The following is a 17,513-nucleotide window of genomic DNA, read 5'->3' as shown; positions in this document are numbered from 1 at the left end:
TAAATACCGATGTTCATATAAAATAATGTAAGCAAGACTCTAATAAAAAAAGAAGTTAAATCATTTCCTTTTATTGGTTTATAAAATAAACTATTCTATATTTGCAAAACAGAAGCAAGGGAAAGCGCGCACTCTTGCTTTTATTTAACGTATTTGGTTTATACTATAAACTTATTTATCAACTTAAAACAATAAATGATTATGAAAACAATCTGCTTTATAATCGCGCTGTTAAGCTTGTCTGTATCTGCTTCAGCCAAAGGATTTTCTATCTCCATCGACAATATCCGCAATGATAACGGGAATATCTTGGTCATGCTTCAAGCGGACGGACAAAACAAACCTGTTTACGGAATGGCAAAAGCACAAAAGGGAGAGGTGACCATCACAATAGAAGAAGTGACTTGGGACCACTTTACCATTTCTGTCTTTCACGATGAAAACGAAAATTGGCAAATAGATACAGACGAACAGGGAAAACCTGTAGAAGGTTTTGCACGGGAAAAGCATCATCCGAAGAAAAAAGAAGATGCATGTAAGTTGAAATTGTTTTATTTCGATAATCCTTTAGAACGATGAAACGCCTGGTCTTTCTCTACCTATTATATACAGGAGGCATTGCACTTCTACATGCGATGCCTATCGCCCCACAGGCATTGACGGACAGCATCCATGCTACATTGAAAACCTACGACCTGCCAGAGATAACGGTGAGAAGCAGTAAAATCAAGCGGAATGCCGACCGGTTTATCATGCAAGTGACACCATCCTCGGGAAAAAACGGAATTGAATTGTTGAAAGAAGCACCCGGTGTATGGCTTTCCGACAAAGGGATTTCCATCAACGGAGCGTCTGGAGCCAAAGTCTATATCAACGGACAGGAAGTGAGGCTGGAAGGAGAACTTCTGTACTTCCGCCTGCAATCCTTGCAATCGGCAGACATCCAGCGCATCGAGATACTTCCCTTCTCCGGAGCTGAAAAAGATGCAAACGCTCAAGGCGGTGCTGTCTATATCCTGTTAAGAAAACCCAAGCAGAAAGGTTGGCAAGGGCATTTCTCGCTGATGTCCACAACAGAACATTCCGCCCAGCAATATCAGCCTAACGGAAGTTGGCATGCACATTGGGACAAATGGGACTGGTACGCTTCCGCTTCCATAACCTGGAAACCGGAAGATGCAAGCGATTGGAACGAAGACCGCATCTATCGCCAAACAGGCAAACAGTTTCAAAGCACAGGAGCACGAAAGCAAACATCAGATTATGAGACGTTCCGCTCGGGCATCATCTTCTCGCCCGACACGCTGAATACGTTCGGACTGGAAGTGGAATACTTCCGCCATTCATCCGATAACCCGTCGCATAGCCGTGACGCAATAAGCAACAGACATGAAACGGTCTATAGCCATGGGAATTACCACCAAAAATCTGATTACGACATGACATCCGTTAATTTCAGCTACCAGCACCGCCTGTCACATTCCTGTTCGACATTAAAAATATTGGCAGACTATACCGGCAAACATGCAAAAGGAAAAAACCGCTACAACATCCTGCGCCAAGCCGGGGATTACAAAAAGGATACTTTATACCGGTCGCAAACAAAAGCCGATTACCGGATTATCAACGCAGATGTGTCATGGAATAGCAAATCTTTCCAAACAGGTGCCAAATACACACAAACCTATACCGATAACACTTCGGCATACGAAGGATTCCGTAGCGGAACCACGTGGACGCCCCTGCCCGATTTCGGTTATACACGGGATTACCGGGAACAGATAGCCGCCTGGTATGCACAATACACATTTACCCGAAGGAAATGGACGGTAAAAGCCGGACTCCGGTTGGAATATACCCATACCTCTAACCGGGAAAACAACGTAAACCAACGGTATTTCGACTGGTTTCCGCACATGGATGTCAGCTATGCGTTCGACCCTCTCCAACACTGGATGCTGGCAGGACAATATGGCAAGTACATCGAACGCCCGGCATTCGCGGCACTAAACCCGAACCGGACACAAACCTCCGACTATAGCTACCAGATAGGAAACCCTTGGCTGAAGCCTACTTACATCAACCGCTTCAGCCTGACGCTAATCTACAAATACCGCTACACCTTAACCATAGGAGGCAATCTGCATAAAAACCTGATTCGCGAGTTTACCAAGCAAGACGAAGCAAATCCGGACATCGCATACGTCACCTACGAAAACCACCATCGGGAAAATCATTGGTTCGTTGCAATTTCCGCTCCTTGGCAACCCACAGGCTGGCTAAACCTTACCGCCAACTTTATCGGATCCAGGCAAGACATCTATATGAATCCCGAAGAGGAACGGCAAAGCCATTGGCTTTATTTCATCCGCGCCCAAGCCGAATGCTTCCTGCCTTGGGATCTTTCACTTGAAATGAAATACAGCGGAACTTCACGCTTATATTCGGGGAATAGCGAAATCAATCCCTATCACACGGCAGACATCCGCTTGCAGAAAAAATTCAATCAAGGGAAATGGATACTCACGCTGGGCATAGACAATCTGTTCGACCGTTCTTCCGGCTATGCATGCCATACGGAAGACTACGAGAGAGACATACATATCCACACAGCTTCGCAAAGGAGGACATGGAAAATAGGAATCGCATGGAACTTCGGAAAAGGGAAACAAGCGAAAAAGACGGAAGTGGAAAAAGGCAAATTTTCCCAGCGGAACCGTTTGGCAGATTGATGAAACCGTTTTATATTTGCAAGCAAAAGCAAGTCCTCGTTTTCTTGCTTTTATTTTTCCGCATAAAGTTTATAACATAAACCATTTTATTAAGACTATGGAAGAAAAGACATTAAACGAAAAAGAAAGCCTGGAAATCATCACACGCATGATTCAGGAGACGAAAAACAAATTGGAAGTAGGCGACGGGAATATGTTGTTACTATGGGGATATGTGTCGGTATGCACGGCTATCCTTGTCTATGCCCTGCTTTTATGGGTTCAAACCCCACAAGTCAACTGGCTTTGGTTCCTGATTCCCCTCATCGGGTATGGGGTTACGCAAAAACAAAAAAGGAAAGAAGCCAACGTAAAGCCACATTCGTCCAGCTACGTTGATAAGGTTTCCGCCGGAATCTGGAAGAGCGTAGGCATTATTGCCTGCTTGTTTGCAGCTATTTGCATGGCTTTTATGTTTTGCGGATACAACTGCTGGGTACTGATGTTTGCATACGCTTTCATCATTATCGGATTCGGAAGCATAGCGCAAGGGATTATCATCCGTGAACAAAGTCTGACATTCGGAGGGTTGTTCAGTATAGCCGCGGGAGGAGTCGTGGCAAGCTGCGCCATCTGCGACATACCGATTTATATCACTTGGGCGATACCTTTGTACATCCTTTGTTTTATCTTGATGATGATTATCCCCGGACATATCATTAACCGTAAAGCCAAGAAGCTATGCCGAAAGAACTGAATCCGTTGCTGCATTCCCAGCTAAGACTTGGCGTGATGTCTATCCTGATGGTGAAAGAGGAGGCAGACTTTGTATACCTGAAAGAGAAGACCGAATCCACCGCCGGCAATTTGAGCGTACAGCTCGACAAGCTGGCGGGAGCAGGCTATATCACCATCGAAAAAGGCTTTGAAGGGAAACGCCCACGCACCACATGCCGCATCACCCCCGAAGGAAGGGCCGCTTTTGAGGAGTACGTCAATACGCTGAAGGTGTATTTGCACTTAGAATGAACGGCGAAGGCAACTATATGCACAAGTCTGAAAGGGGCATGCCTACGGACATGGCATGTCCCCTTTATCATAGTAGAGACGATTGCACATCATCTCTAATGTTTAGGAAGACTGAAACAGTTTCTATATCTCAGCGGTTCCGGATGCTGTATTTTCTTCCTGCTGCACACTACGTTTTCTTTTTTTCAACCTGCCGCTCTTCCGCAACGCTTCGGTAATAATCCACTGAAGTTGCCCGTTGGTACTACGAAACTCATCGGCTGCCCATTTCTCGACAGCCTCCATTGTATCCGCATCCAATCTCAAGACGAAACTTTTGGTTGTACTCTCTTTCTTTGCCATAGGATTAATGATTCAACGTACCCGTATTCAGAACAGGTTGGGCAGACTCATCGGCACAAAGCACTACCAGCAAATTACTCACCATAGCGGCCTTCTTGTCATCGTCCAGTTCTACTATCTGGTCTTTTTCCAACTTGTCGAGTGCCATATGAACCATTGATACAGCACCTTCTACTATCTTCTCGCGTGCGCTGATAATTGCCGAAGCCTGTTGGCGACGAAGCATTACGGCAGCAATTTCGGGTGCATATGCAAGGTAATTGATACGTGCTTCCACAACCTCCATACCCGCCATTGCAAGCCGTTCGTTCAGTTTCTGTTCCAATTGTTCGTTGATTTCATCTCCTCCCGAACGAAGAGTCAGTTCACCTGTCTCGCCTTCATTGTCATCATAAGCATATTGTCCCGCCACCTGACGCAATGCAGCATCACTCTGTATTTTCACAAAATTCTCAAAAGCATTCATCCGTCCGGCTATGGCATTGCCGGCATTGGCTGCAGCTTCTTTTCCACTTGCCGCCATCGTTTGCGAATCAATTTCAAACATAGCCTTGTACGTATCCTTCAGCTTCCATACCAGCACCAGTCCGATAAGAATGGGATTCCCTATCTTATCATTGACCTTAATGGGTTCCACATCGAGATTACGTGCACGGAGCGAGAGTTTTTTCTTGGCAAGAAACGGATTGACCCAGAAAAATCCGGTTTCTTTAAACGTACCTTTATATTTACCGAAAAACACCATAGCACGCGCTTCATTAGGCTCCAATTGCATATAACCGGCAAACAGCACACACCATACAAGGAAAAGCAATACGCCGATAGCATATCCCGCTTCGGATACCTGTACAAAACAGCCTACAATAGCAGCACTTACGATAATCAGATGCACGAATAACATTGCAAATCCATTCAGCCTGAATCCTTTGAAAATCATTTCTTTTGTTTCCATAAACATAACATTAAAGTTGATATTATTTTAATATCACAAATATATATAAATGAATTGATACAAACAAGAGTAAAAGGAATATTTTCAAATTGATTGCAGGGGGCATATCGCATACGCTCTGAAAAAGCTCTACATGGATAAGTTGGTGCATTCGGGCGTATGCGATACGTCCCTACATTGGCTGTTTATGAATCTTCATTTATTTTTATTCGATTCAAGAGTTAGAAGCTGCGTTCCATCAGACACCACGCCAAGAACATTTTTTATAGAAATCCGAAACAGTTTCTTAATGTTCTTGCCTATTTCCCATTCATTATGTATATATTTGTGCCCACATTATCTAAATGAATATCCGCAATACGCTCCTACAGCAAATTGGACTAAATGCGGATATCAAATTATCTAATTACAAAGAAAAATGAAACTGGAAGAATTGTATAGCCTTTTTCTGACATGCAAAGGAATTACGACAGACAGCCGTCATTGCCCACAAGGAAGTATGTTCGTAGCCCTGAAAGGAGAAACATTCAACGGCAATGCCTTTGCAGCGCAGGCATTGGCACAAGGGTGCCGCTATGCCGTAGTAGACGAACCGGAATATGCAGGCGAACATTGTATCCTGGTAGACAATTGCCTGACAACCTTGCAACGCTTGGCTACCTACCACCGCCGTCAACTCAAAACGCCGATACTCGGTATCACCGGAACAAACGGAAAGACCACAACCAAGGAATTGGTATCTGCTGTACTGAGTTGCAAATACAACACCCTGTTCACTCAAGGAAACCTGAACAATCATATCGGAGTTCCGCTGACTTTATTGCGCCTTACTCCCCAACATGAAATGGCAGTAGTAGAGATGGGAGCCAATCATCCGGGAGAAATCAAGACCTTGGTACATATAGCCGAACCCGACTACGGACTGATTACCAATGTAGGCAAGGCACATTTATTGGGGTTTGGCTCATTCGAAGGGGTTATCCGTACAAAAGGAGAATTATACGATTATTTACGCGGGAAAAGCGGGTCGACCATCTTCATCCAAAACGAGAACCCTTATCTGAACAACATTGCCAGCCAACTGCATTGCATACGTTACGGACAGGCCCCAGGTCTGTTTGTAAGCGGAAAGACAACAGGGTGTTCTCCGTATCTTTCCTTCTGCTGGACATCGGAAAGTATTTCACACGAAGTACAAACCCATTTAATAGGTAGCTATAACCTGGACAATGCATTGGCAGCAGTAGCAATAGGACGTTATTTCGGAGTTCCCGATACAGATATTTGCAAGGCTATCGCCTCTTATCTTCCCCAAAACAACCGTTCAGAACTGAAAGAAACCGCTTCAAACCGCCTCATCATTGATGCCTATAATGCCAACCCTACCAGCATGCACGCTGCACTGGAAAATTTCCGGCAAATGCAGGTTCCCCACAGGATGGTTATTTTGGGCGATATGAAAGAGTTGGGCAAATCCAGTATTGAGGAACATCAAAAAGTAATAACCTATTTAAAGACATGTCCTTTCGAGCGAATCGTACTGGTGGGTCCTGAATTTGCGGCTATACCTTCCGGATACGAACATTATCAAGATGTATACCAACTTATCGAAACCTTGAAGCAGGAAAAGCCCGAAGGATACACCATTTTAATAAAAGGTTCCAACAGTATGAAATTGAGCCAGATTCCCGATTATTTATAATTGCTCAACCGCCATTAACCTGCAAAACCTGAATCATGTGAATCAGGAATTATAGGGAGTTAGAGCCAATATTTCTAACTCCCTTTTAACTCATTGATGGCTAAATGCCGGCTTTCTGAAACGGTTTTATCTCTTGTCCTGCTTTAAGTATTCGGTAGGAGTCACTCCATATTCGTCCTTGAAGCATTGACGGAAATAAGCCACACTACTAAATCCGGTCAAATCTGCTATTTCAGCGATGGAATATCCTCCATCACTGATAAGTTCCAGGCTTTTCCGTATCTTGATTTTGCGGACAAATTCATTGGCAGACATTTCGGTCAGACCTTTGATTTTCCGATAAAGAGTAGAATGGCTCATACACATCTTATCCGCAATGAAAGCCAAATCCATTTTTTCCATATTCAAGTGTTCTTCCACGATAGCCGTAACTTTTTGCAGAAACACTTTATCCAGATTACTCAGCTTTTGTTCTGGTTCTCCAGCATTTTCCGGTTCATCTTCTGTTTTCAATCCAGCAATGATAACCTTTGCCAGTTTCTTACGGTTATCCAGGATATTGTCTATACGGCTGTTGAGCAAACGGGCGCTAAACGGTTTGGTGATAAATGAATCGGCACCGGCTGCATATCCTTCCTCTTTATCCTGAATCGTATCTTTTGCCGTCAGCAAAATAACCGGTATATGGCTGGTACGCATATCTTCTTTCACTGCCTTACAAAGCTCGATGCCATCCATCACCGGCATCATAATGTCAGACACAATGATATTGGGTATCCGGTTCGAAGCAATATCCCATCCCTCTTTTCCATCGTTAGCAACCAACACCTCATATTTCTCACCAAACGAACTGCGGATGTATTCACAGATATCCCGGTTGTCTTCTACCAGCAGAATAATGGGTTTTGTCTCACTCCGTGCATCCGCCAACTCTGTCTGTTCGTTTCTGTTTCGGGTCACGATACTCCGATGACTGGTATTAGGATACGTGTTTTCGGTCAACAGCCTGAGGGTAAACCGGCTGCCTTTATCCACTTCACTTTGTACATCGACAGTTGCCTGATGTAAATCAGCAAGCGACTTGACGAGCGAAAGCCCAATACCCGAGCCGGAAGCCTGGTATTTTCCCTCTCCCTGGTAATAACGTTCGAATATATGATTCAGTGATTCCTTCGAAATGCCATGCCCGGTATCAGCCACCGTAATCTCCGTATAGCGCACACCGTTTTCCTCGCTTGCATCGAGTGACAAAGTAATTTCTCCTTTAGGAGTATATTTCAAAGCGTTCGACATCAAGTTATCTATAATAATTGTGATAATTTCACTATCATAATAAATCACTGTATTGTCAGCCGTAATCCGGATATTGATGCCGACATTCGGATTACGATTCAATTCTTTATACTTGATGCCTATTTCCTGGACCAGTTTGCCCAAATCATCCTGTGCCACTTTCAACTTCCGGTTCTCTGTTTCCGTTTTCCGGAATTCCAGAATCTGATTGATAAGATTCAAAAGACGGTTGGCATTATCGTGAATAATACTGATTTTATTGACAACTCCAGCCGGAAGCGTCTTGTCGGCAAGCAAGTCTTCCAGCGGCCCGAGAATCAGTGTAAGTGGTGTACGCAGCTCATGGGTTATGTTGGTATAAAACCGCAATCGTTCGTTATTCAGCTTCTTGTCATTTTCATGCTGATGATGCTCCAGGCTGAGCCTGCTCTCAAGAGTAAGTTTCCGCTTGTATGAACGCATCAGCCAATAACAGAAACACCCCACAAGAACAACATATAATAACTTGGCATACCAGGTCAGCCAGAACGGAGGAGTTACCACAATCTTCACCGCAGCAAAATCATCTCCAAAAGGTTGATTGGGAAGACGCGCCTTAACTTTAAACACATATTCACCAGGCAAGAGGCTATGGAATGTAATGCTGTTCTGGCTATGTGTCTCAAACCATGTTTTATTAAGCCCTTCCATCAGGTAAGCATATTCCACCTGCTGGCTTTGGGTAAAGTCCATCACATTAAACGACAGAGTGAGGGTATTGCTGTTATAAGGAATTCTCACTTCATTGTCTTCAATGGGTTCAAAAGTAGCGTTTTGTTCGTTTTGGGCATTGTCGCCATAGCTTCGTACGCCCGTTATCTTGATAGAAGCGATTTGTTCATTGTCTTCAATCAAGGACGGATGGAAATAACAAATGCCGTTCTGTGAACCGAAATAAAGATTTCCATCCTTATCTTTGCCCACAGCACCATCCATAAAATCACCCTGGGGCACCCCTTGCGTGTAAGTATAGTTACAGAATTGCCTCCTGTCGTTTTTCCACACCGAGATTCCCTTATTCGTACTTAACCAGATTTGTCCTGCATCATCTTCTATGATGCTTCTTACATTGTTGTCCGGCAATCCCTGGGAGGTACCGAATACTTGAAAGCTGTAAGTCTTTGTATCGGTAATATGTACCAATCCACCACGCGTAGCAGCCCATATATCCCCCTCAGAAGCCTGATAAAGATAATTTACGGCATTAGAAGTCAGTCCGCCGGATGCATCTATCCGCTTTACCAGTTTATTTTCAGCATTAAATATGAAAAAGCCCTTTCCGAAAGTACCTATCCAAAGTTTTCCTTGCCGATCTCTTAAAATACCATGCACCATAGGGTCAACAAGCTGCCCGTTGATACGGTCCTCCCGCCGGATTTTATCATTCTGGCACGAGAACAATCCGTTTTGAGTGCCTATCCAAAGCTTGTCAGCATCTTCGTAAAAAGTACATATCTCGGCATAAGGCTCATTTATCGGTATACGCGTAACCGTACCTGTATTCGGGTCACACCTCAACACTCCGTCACGGTACATGCCGAACCACAGCATTCCGTTCCTGTCTTTATAAATAACAGATACATGCGTATAAGGCATGATTCCTTTTTTCAGCGGGATTACCTTCCAAAGGCTGCGATTCTGAAATATAGCCACTTCGTTTTCGCCTCCAACCCAAAGCCTGCCACGATTATCAAAGGCAATTCCCCAGACCTGTTTGCCAACCGCCTTTCCGTCGCGGGAAGTATCAAACGCCAGCATCTGGAAATCGGGACGCTTATAACTCAGGAAATCCAGCCCTCCCCGATAATTTCCAATCCAGATATTCCCGAAGCAGTCTTGCAGGAAACAACTGGCATTGGGTGAAGAAAGTCCATGCAAGTCACCGGTCACACCAATGTTGCAAAATGTCATATTCTCGGGCGAAGTAAAGGTATTGGCATGCATATTCAGCATGCTGACACCCCCCATATGAGTACAAATCCAGATATTCCCGTCCAAGTCTTCCCCTATGCTATTGATTTGGTTGGAGATAAGCGAATGCGGGTTATTCCCGTCGTGACGGAACGAAATGAAACGTTCCTGTTCCATGTTAAACAAGGCAAGCCCCTGCGTGGTGCCTACCCAAATATTTTTTCCTTTATCAATATAGATACATTTCACCGTATTTCCAGGAAGGCTGTTCGGGTCATCCGGATTATGACGGTAGTTTTTACAAGTACGTGTTTTCAGGTCAATCACACTCAACCCATCTGCATGTTGTCCTACCAGCAACTGACCTTTCCCATTATCGGCTGCGCACCAGAAATTGCCTTCCAATCCCTTTACATCTTTGGTGCGAAAAGACGTAAAAGCCTGTTTCCGATTATCATAATAATCTACCCCCAAGTGATAGTGTACAATCCATAATCCTCCATCGGTAGCAGGAACGATATTGGTCACATCATTGGTTATCATGTTATTGGCATCATAGAAATGCGTAAACCGTTGCTGCAGGCAGTCAAATACACACAATCCGTCGCGTTGGGTCCCTACCCAAAGCGTATTATCGTATGCATTGTAGTAAATGGCATTCAGCTCATTACTGGTAATATCCGAATTGGAAGTATTATATTGTGTAAACTGGCTTCCATCGAACCGGCTTAGTCCCGATTCGGAAGCAATCCAGATATTACCTGCTTTGTCTTGCGCCAGATCGACCACATAATTGCTCGATATGCCATTGGCAGCATTCAAGCGTTTGAATGTAAATTCACGCTGAGCCGAAACTGACAACGAACCTATCAACCCAGACAGTAATATAAGTGCAACGATACGTCTTATCATAATAAACCGATTTCTGTACAAAATGTGTATTATCCAAGTTTGCGGAGTATCCATAAAAAAGCACACCTGAATCGCATGATTATCATAAAGATGCGGGACAACCAACCGATTGCAAAAGACCAGTGATTGCCCCACATTTTACCTACTGAAAACTCGTTGTGATATTTAGAAACTGCTTTGAACCTGTTTAATTTGCCGTTTCTTCATCGGCAACCGCCTCTTCCCAGTTAGTAAACATCGGAACCGAATCGTCATAACCGTCATAACCGTAGTTTTGACGCAACGGAGCACCAATGTTGGCAGTAATAGCCGAGTTCGGGACAGGCCAGAACAAGTTACGTTTGTCTACCCGGTAATTCAACTCCCTACCTGAAACAATCGTACCGTGATTAAAGATGTTGTAGCGTGTACAACGTTTGTACCAGTAACTTCCACCGTTCAGGTCAGTTCCGCTCTGTTTGTCCCAAGTGTTGAGGTCGTAAGTCTCACCCCATTCATCCGGTTGTCCGCTGCGGGCAAGGCACCACGAGATACGGGTCAGCTCGGGCTGACGCCATTCTTCCAGATAAAGTTCACGGGCACGTTCATCGGCAATGTCACCAATGGTAACGGTAGTGAACATCTTCTGTGCATGGGCACGCTGACGGATGATATTTACATCTTCAGCCGCTTCAGCTGCACGTCCCTGATAAAACTTAGCTTCTGCACGGAGCAGGTAAGTTTCTGCCAGACGGAACAAATATAAATTGCCATTCGAAGTGGTATTACCATTTGTCGCACCGTTAAACTGGTTGGCACCCATATTCTCTTCTGCGCTTTGGTCGAGTATATAGACTTTATACAAAGGAGTAGGGAACCAACTGCGGATGGTATCTGAACAAAGCAAGTCACCTTTTCTTACGATTACTTCACCACTTATCGAGTCAATATAATCTTCAGGCGCATAAAGCATCATGTTTTGACCATAGAAGTCCGATTTGGGATTATTGTATTTCAGGTCGGTCATTTCAATCCAGTTACCTACCTGACGGTTATGGCGCAAATCCTGCCAGTCCGTTTCGCCATCATAGTTCCAAATGGTCTGGTTATAATGGTAAGAAGTACGGAAACATCCGATGCCACGTCCCATAGCACGTACCCAATCCAACTGTGAATCATATTCACCTGCATTACGTGCATAATTGTAAGTTGGCGAGCCAAGGTTATGCGGGTCTCTGATGATACCATTACTCCAATGTACACACATGGCACGCATAAGCGGATAAGAGATAAAACCTTCTGCATAATAATTCAGGATAGGCATAATCAGTTCTTTGTTGGAAGCATCTGTAATGTTCACGCCACGATGCAAATCCCACATCACATTCCGTTCTACCGGCCAAGTATCCGGATTGCCCGAAGGTACATTGGTGCCAAAAGATTCGGTCATCAGTTGCAGGCCATGATTGTCAATCAGGTCCGTAGCCATCTGTTCTGCCTTCTGGTATTCACCTACCACCAAGTAGCACTTGATAAGCAATTGCATGCAGGCTTCCTGGTTGACGGTACCAATATAACCGATTTCGCTCTGTGGCGGCACGTGCTCTACGGCAAACTCCAGGTCGTGTACCAACATCTGGAAGATGGCTTCCTTGCTGGTCGACTTATAGTTTTGTTTAGGCACCTCAATCAATTTGGTAATCAAAGGTATATCGCCAAACAACAATACACCGTGATAGTAAGCATACGCACGATGGAAATAGGCGCGCCCTAAATATTCGTCACGCAGGGTCGGATCCAATCCTTCCACATTATCTACATTTGAAATGATGGTATTGGCAAAAGTCACACTGTTCCACGTACGGTCCCAAAAACGTTGCATGGCGTTTTCGTCCCCACCGCCTTTCATACCCGATGTCGGGGTGATTTTATTGGCAAAATCATCCTGCATATCACCTGCATCAGTCTTTGCATACAGACCAATATCAGTCATAAAATAAAGCGAGGCCATCGGCAAAACATTACCATTCCCGTCCATCAGCATTTCTTTCAGCCCATAGTCACACATCGCCATAGCGGCTTGCAGACCGGATTCCGTCGTATAAGTATTTTCCGGATTGTAGAACGACAACGGGTCTTGTGCCAAAAAGTCGTCAGAGCATCCGGTGTTCAGCAGGGCGGCAGATGCCAGCACCATACATCCCTTTGCAAATATCGAATTTCTTTTTTTCATAACTGTTTTCCATTTAAAGATTAAAGTGTTACATTGATACCAAAGTTAAAGGTACGTGTAGCCAGACCACCTGTTTCCGGATCACCATATTCCCATCCGCTGATAGTGCAGACGTTCTTGCAGCTTGCCGTTACACGGATACGGTCTACCATGAACTTGCGGGTCCATTTCTTCGGAATGGTATAACCGATGGTGATGTCATCCAAACGTACAAAACTACGGTTATAAAGTTTATCGACACCACTTGCCAGACCCGTATTCGGACCTGCTGCATTCAGGCGGCAATAGTCATTGGTCGGGTTTTCCGGAGTCCAATATTCCTTTTCCGGCATATTGAAGCCGTTGGTTACCTGCGAACCGCCGTTATCGATATTCAGCCAATTGCCGCTCGTACTCTTATGACCCATGTACGAATAAAATGAGATAGAGAGAGTCAGGTCTTTCCACAGGGTAAAGTCGTTGCGGAAATTCCAGTAAATAGGAGGAGCGGTAGTGCCCAAATATACCTTATCGTTATCGTTGTACACCGGGATACGGGTACCGTCTTCCGCTATCTGGTCGTCTTCCGTATAGTGGTTGATTACTTTCGGGTCACCAGGTTTCTGACCCACCAAAGCCGCGGCGGCAATGTCTTCGGGCGTATTCTGCCATACACCGTCGGTTTCATAATACCAGATGGTGCCGATAGGCTGTCCGATATACCAGCCATTGGATGTATCGCTAAGTTCGTTGCCATTCTCGTCATAGTCATAATACAAGTGGTTAATCTTATTCTTGTTGATGGAGAAACCTACCGAAGTGTTCCAAACAAACTTGTCGTTTTCGATGTTGGTCGAATTGACGGCGATTTCAAAACCCTGGTTTTGCACTTCACCCAAGTTTGCCATAATGCTGCCGAACCCGGAGAAACTTGGCAGGCGTTGGCTCATAATCATATCCGTAGTTTTCTTAAAATAGTAATCCATGTTAGCTGTCAGCCGGCCTCCAAAGAACGAAAGGTCAAGTCCGACGTTCCATGCCTTTGTTTTCTCCCATTCCAGGTTGGGCGCAGCCAGACGACTCATATAAAGCGGATTTACGACATTCGAATTACCGTTTTGGTAATACACCATTTCACCACCAGCCAGGGCAAGGTTTGCCAATGTAGAATATACATCTCCAAATTCACGGTTACCGTTGGTACCCCAGGAAAGACGGAGCTTACCCATGTCCCACCATTCTTTCGTATCTTCCATGAATTTTTCTTCCGTAAAAATCCAGCTGGCACCTACCGAACCGAAGTTACCCCAAGGATTGTTGGCACCGAAACCTGCATATCCATCCCGGCGGAACGAACCAGTAATCATGTAACGGTCTTTGTAGCTATAGAACAGACGTCCCAGGTAAGAAGCTGCTGTGTAATGCGTATCGTTGGTACTGAAGTTACTCTGAGTCTTATTAGCACCAGATGTATAATGGAAACCAAGTGCATCACTCGGTGTGATATTGCGTGCTTCGATACGATCTTGCCAGTAGCGGTGCTCTTCGGCTTCCTGTACCAAGGTCAACGTCACATGATGGTCACCGAATGTCTTATCCCATGTCAGGGTGTTGTTCAGGTTCCAGTCGAAGTTCTTGCTCCATTCTCGGTCAACACCCCGACTGGGAGCTGATGCGTTTGGTAAGTCTGCCGACATCCAGTAGCGGTTATAGAACCACTGGTAACGGGGCGCAATATTGAATTGGTAAGTAATGCCGAACGGAAGAGTCACTTTGGCATTGAAGATGGTATTCAATACGGTATACCCTTTTTCCAAATCATAGTACTGGCGGTCGAAATAATAGTTATATCCGCCATTGGTAGGCAACCCAGACATCGGATATTGCTCGTATCCACCAGTTTCTTCATCATACATCGAAGCGTATGGAGAGTTGCGAAGCATGTTGTTGTCCCAATAATTGCTTCCTAAAGATACCTGCATATCACCGTCCGAACGGTCCTGGAAGTTGACGTTGGCACCGATTTCCAGCCAGTCGGTAATCTTGGCGTTTACTTTCATGTTGGCACGGTAAGCATCATAGTCATTACCTCTTACGGCACCTTCATTTTTCATATAACCAAGCGACATATAATAATTTACTCTTTCGGTAGCCCCCGAAATGCTGGCATTATAATCCTGATTCAAACCGGTGCGGAACGTAGCGTCATTCCAGTCTGTAACCTGTCCGTTCAAGAAATTCTGCAATACCAACGGAGAATTATTGAATTCCAAACGGCGGGCAAAAAGACTCAGTGCCGACTCTCCCGTAGTCGGACCGATACCACTCACACCCGTATTCATCATCCAAGCCTGTTGGTCTGCATCACTCATCAGGCGAGGGTCATCATAATATCCTTGTGGATAAAGCAGGTTGCCGTTTTCGTCTTTTGCTTGGTAATACCCATAAAGTCCGTCCTCTCCCTGGCCATACGTATTGACCATCTTACGATAATCCTGATGGTATTTCAAATAACCGGCCGCATCAAAATAGTCACGGTAAGCCGACTTTTTATTAACGGCAAGGTTGGCACTGACATTGATAACCGGTTTGCCTATTTTACCTTTCTTGGTAGTGATAATGATGACACCTGCCGCTGCCTGTGCACCGTAGATAGCAGCCGAAGAAGCATCCTTCAACACATCGATCTGACCGATATCATCCGGATTGATTTCCGAAAGTTCGCCATAAAACGGCATACCGTCCAATACAATCATCGGGCTGGCATTGGTACCCAATGAGTTCTGTCCACGCAACTGGATACTTGGGCTACTCTTTGCCGAAGCATCATAGCCGATTTGCAGACCCGGTGTGCCGCGCAATACATCCTACACGGTATTCGGGTTCTGGTCGGCAAGTTTGGTCGGATTAATTTGCACCACCGAACCGGTCAAGTCTTTCTTGCGCATCGAACCGTAACCTACTACCACCACTTCTTCCAATGTTTCAGAATCTTCCTGCAACGTGATTTGAAGTGTTTTGCCCGGAACAGCCTCTACGGTCTGTGTCTTATATCCTATAAAAGATATTTCCAATACAGCGCCGCTTTTTACTTTCAAAGTAAACTTTCCGTCCAAATCGGTAATGATACCATTATTTGTACCTTTTTCTACTACACTTGCACCGATGACAGCTTCTCCTGTTGCGTCCCGAACGATACCGCTCACTTCGTTCGTTTGCTGTTGGCTTACGGCAGCAGCCGGTTCAGCCATTGCCGTCAAAGGATGACCAGCAATAAAACCTGCACACACCAGTAAAGCAAACAAGGCTTTTCGATTGTTGATAAACGAATCTCTCATTTGTTTTTCAGATTTAAGTTAAACATTACTTTTATTACAAATTACACTAAAGGCTTTATCCTTAACTGATGAGTGCAAATATAATACATAAGAAAAGAATAGATAAAAAAAAATTAGGCAAAAAAGAAAGAAATTATATCAAAATTAAATGTGGAAGAGCAAAAAAGTGAAGTTCTCTACATATTATTTGCAAATATGTGTATAAAAATTAAGCATTAACAATAAAAAACTAAGCATTTTTGATAAAAGAATATTATAATGTGTGCAGCATGAATTTGTGCATTCTATTGATACCACAGTTCCAACATGTTGTCTCCGTCCCGTTCGGTACGCATTACAAAACTGTATTTTATCATACTCAGATGATTTAAAAACTGGTTGTTAATATCTTCTTCTCTCAACACGCAGAAAACTTCGTCTGGTGTAAGATTAATAATCTTCCGCTTGTAAGATTAATAATCTTGCAGCCTGAAGATTAATAATCTTACAGCAGATGGACCTATATGTTTTTGCCGACCCACCTATATCCGCAGGCTTCCGCAACCGCCTGCGCCTTGCTATGATTCTACCCGGAAAGGCAGTAGTCGGTAAGTTATTGACTCGAATGCTTACGAAATTTAAAATGAATACCGCATTTTACCTAATTGACTGTAGGGGCATATCGCATACGCCCTGAAGACATCCGCGTGGATAAGTGAACGCATTCGGGCGTATGCGATATGCCCCTACATGGAATGTTTGTGGAATAAATTTAACCAGGAAATTAGTTTTGAATTTCTATAAAAAGTTTTTCTAGTCTTGATGTATCCGTTTTCGTGTATACTTTGGACGATAAATTCAAAACAGTTAATGGCAGCGTTCCGTCTGGAAGATTAGCCTTGAATCTTCCAGTCGTCAATGGTTCCGGTCTGTGAAGAGAAGCTGGCACCTATTTTATAGATAAGTCGCCTATCGGAAGCATACGGGCGTGCGTAGCCTTTTTCTTCTATCTGCTTTAGGGCTTCGTCTGCCGAACCGTCCAGTTTGAACTCAAAGATATAGACGTAATCGGGTGTCTCTACGATGCAGTCCACCCGTCCTTCGCTCTGTTCCT

10 protein-coding genes and 1 pseudogene are annotated in these 17,513 nt (G+C 44.4%); 5 read left to right on the top strand and 6 right to left on the bottom strand.

The genetic code is table 11. The features are described from left to right. Window positions 1-201 precede the first annotated feature (201 nt). From B5F78_RS06470 to B5F78_RS06455, 4 genes are all read left to right on the top strand, one after another. Window positions 202-579 carry a DUF2141 domain-containing protein gene (locus tag B5F78_RS06470; RefSeq protein WP_239473398.1) on the top strand — a complete coding sequence of 126 codons (378 nt, stop codon included), beginning with the start codon at window positions 202-204 and terminating at the stop codon, window positions 577-579. Then, the gene (locus B5F78_RS06465; protein WP_087406328.1) at window positions 576-2,732 is read left to right on the top strand and encodes an outer membrane beta-barrel family protein; all 2,157 of its coding nucleotides are present in this window, start codon (window positions 576-578) and stop codon (window positions 2,730-2,732) included. Before B5F78_RS06470 ends, B5F78_RS06465 begins: the two co-directional genes overlap by 4 nt. Window positions 2,733-2,829: 97 nt before the next feature. Then, window positions 2,830-3,468: a hypothetical protein gene (locus B5F78_RS06460; protein ID WP_022039110.1), complete on the top strand. Its 639-nt coding sequence runs from the start codon at window positions 2,830-2,832 to the stop codon at window positions 3,466-3,468. Beyond that, window positions 3,453-3,740, top strand: coding sequence for a winged helix-turn-helix domain-containing protein (locus B5F78_RS06455; protein ID WP_087249533.1), 288 nt, complete (start codon window positions 3,453-3,455; stop codon window positions 3,738-3,740). Before B5F78_RS06460 ends, B5F78_RS06455 begins: the two co-directional genes overlap by 16 nt. 123 nt (window positions 3,741-3,863) lie before the next feature. Here B5F78_RS06455 and B5F78_RS06450 read toward each other — a convergent pair whose 3' ends face one another. Next, window positions 3,864-4,082 carry an Arc family DNA-binding protein gene (locus B5F78_RS06450; protein ID WP_087208519.1) on the bottom strand — a complete coding sequence of 73 codons (219 nt, stop codon included), beginning with the start codon at window positions 4,080-4,082 and terminating at the stop codon, window positions 3,864-3,866. 4 nt (window positions 4,083-4,086) lie between these two features. Then, complete coding sequence (locus tag B5F78_RS06445) at window positions 4,087-5,034, bottom strand: SPFH domain-containing protein (protein ID WP_087208547.1); 948 nt, start codon at window positions 5,032-5,034, stop codon at window positions 4,087-4,089. Window positions 5,035-5,452: 418 nt separating this feature from the next. Between B5F78_RS06445 and B5F78_RS06440 the strand changes: the two genes are divergently transcribed. Then, on the top strand, window positions 5,453-6,736 hold the full coding sequence (locus B5F78_RS06440) for a UDP-N-acetylmuramoyl-tripeptide--D-alanyl-D-alanine ligase (protein WP_087406327.1): 1,284 nt from the start codon (window positions 5,453-5,455) through the stop codon (window positions 6,734-6,736). 126 nt (window positions 6,737-6,862) lie between these two features. Here the strand turns inward: B5F78_RS06440 and B5F78_RS06435 are convergent, their stop codons facing one another. The 4 genes and pseudogenes from B5F78_RS06435 to B5F78_RS06420 all read right to left on the bottom strand — a co-directional run. Continuing rightward, window positions 6,863-10,891 (bottom strand): hybrid sensor histidine kinase/response regulator transcription factor, encoded by a 4,029-nt coding sequence (locus B5F78_RS06435; protein ID WP_087406326.1) that lies wholly within the window; start codon window positions 10,889-10,891, stop codon window positions 6,863-6,865. 187 nt (window positions 10,892-11,078) lie between these two features. After that, on the bottom strand, window positions 11,079-13,103 hold the full coding sequence (locus B5F78_RS06430; RefSeq protein WP_087406325.1) for a RagB/SusD family nutrient uptake outer membrane protein: 2,025 nt from the start codon (window positions 13,101-13,103) through the stop codon (window positions 11,079-11,081). 20 nt (window positions 13,104-13,123) lie between these two features. Beyond that, window positions 13,124-16,420, bottom strand: a pseudogene (locus tag B5F78_RS06425) (SusC/RagA family TonB-linked outer membrane protein). Between the two features lie 872 nt (window positions 16,421-17,292). Then, window positions 17,293-17,513, bottom strand: a 221-nt coding sequence (locus tag B5F78_RS06420) for a PD-(D/E)XK nuclease domain-containing protein (RefSeq protein ID WP_204502519.1), incomplete at its 5' end; no start/stop codon positions are given.

Origin of the sequence: Bacteroides sp. An279 (genome assembly GCF_002159615.1) — a bacterium.
Taxonomy (GTDB): Bacteria; Bacteroidota; Bacteroidia; order Bacteroidales; family Bacteroidaceae; genus Phocaeicola; species Phocaeicola intestinalis.
This window is presented reverse-complemented; position numbering and strand designations above follow the sequence as displayed.